The sequence below is a fragment of the Gilliamella sp. Pas-s25 genome, assembly GCF_009795885.1.
Classification (GTDB): domain Bacteria; phylum Pseudomonadota; class Gammaproteobacteria; order Enterobacterales; family Orbaceae; genus Gilliamella.
This window is the reverse complement of record NZ_WTEV01000066.1, coordinates 1-1483: the sequence shown is the minus strand read 5'-3', so window position 1 is coordinate 1483 and position 1483 is coordinate 1. Positions and strand designations below refer to the sequence as shown.

The following is a 1483-nucleotide window of genomic DNA, read 5'->3' as shown; positions in this document are numbered from 1 at the left end:
TTCGTTAGGCTACTTGCCTCCCGTTGAATTTAAAAAACACTTATCCCTTAATTTTTTTGTTTGAAAATGTGTTGCCATTCCACCCCCTGTATCTTAGTTGAATAAGGCTTCTTATATTTTTCATCTATCGCCACCTCATCACCTCCAGTAATCGCCTTGATACCGTTACCCTCACCGATATATTTGGCTTGGTCAGGTAAGATGATTAATGATTGCCCAACAATAAGCGACCTTTCTCTTGGTTTTTCTAAGGCTTCCATATTTGCCGATACCGTATTATTCTTGCCTGCTAGCATGGTAGCAATCTCAGCAAAAACACTTTTACCGCTACCGCCTGCGCCTGTAACCTCTAAGAATAATTGCCAGTCATAACGATTGGCTAAAATCATGTATAACGCAGCTTGTATCGCATCCATTTTGATTTTATCTTTTTTAGCTGAGCGTGATAACCACTGATAAAAATGCGGTGCATGACGTTCTAAGTTTTCATTAGATACACTATCAATATAATCAACATTATTAATTGATTGTAACCAATGGCTTTTAGAATGAGGCTTAAACGCACGAGCTTGTAAATCAAAAACGCCATTTTTAAACCCGATTAAATTTCTAGCTTGTTCACCTTTTAACGGTATCTGTAGCTTCATGGTATCAATGGTTGATTTAACCCCTTTTTCTGAATAATGCGCTTTTGCTTGCCTGAATAGCTGAACTAATTCACGCTTTAGATCCATTTCAGAAATCATCTGCCAAACATTATCCTTATACTGATAGACTTCATTAGTAAGCATATCTAAAGCAAGATTATTGTCATAGTGCTCTATAAGTACATCTGCTTTCTGGCTGGCTTGCATTTGCGATAAGTCGGGAACGGGATTATGGGCATTTTTAGTAATGCCAACGTCTTGGTTTTTACCTTGTAAATCACATTCAGCTTTTTTGATATTGCTGTCAAATACCGCTGTAGTTTTATTCATGCCATGTTGTTGCCTATAATCATCCCAATCACATTTATAATCTGTATCAGGAACGGAGTAATAACCATTTACCGCTTGAGACGCTTCTATTGCTTTAGCTAAGCCCGTATTAGGGCTTTGACCAATATCGTTATCACCTGCGATAATGATTTTAGCGGTAGGATTTAACTCACGAATATCTTTAGCCACATGAATAAGATTACCTGCGTCAATAGCGGATATAACAATAGACTGCTGGCGGAATTCCGCTATCGATATCCCTGTAGCCAAACCCTCACAGATAATAATTTCATTATGTGTGAGCAAATTTGCGCACACCTCGGTAGGTCTGCTAAAAATTGAGCTAACTAAAATAAAAGCCCCTTTTTTGCTCGAGCTTTTCATTAAGCGCTTACTGCCGTCAGGTTCGATAAATTGACCACCTGCGTATTCATTATGAAGATTCAGCATAGGCGCAAAAATGCGCCCGTTATCTAACAAGGGTAAGTCAAAGGTTAATCCTTTCT

The 1483-nt window shown here is 38.4% G+C and carries 1 protein-coding gene; it reads right to left on the bottom strand.

Going from position 1 to position 1483, the window contains the following annotated elements; genetic code table 11:
• Nucleotides 1-47 precede the first annotated feature (47 nt).
• The coding region (locus GQ593_RS13270; RefSeq protein ID WP_202115510.1) for a toprim domain-containing protein at nucleotides 48-1483 on the bottom strand (1436 nt) is incomplete at its 5' end.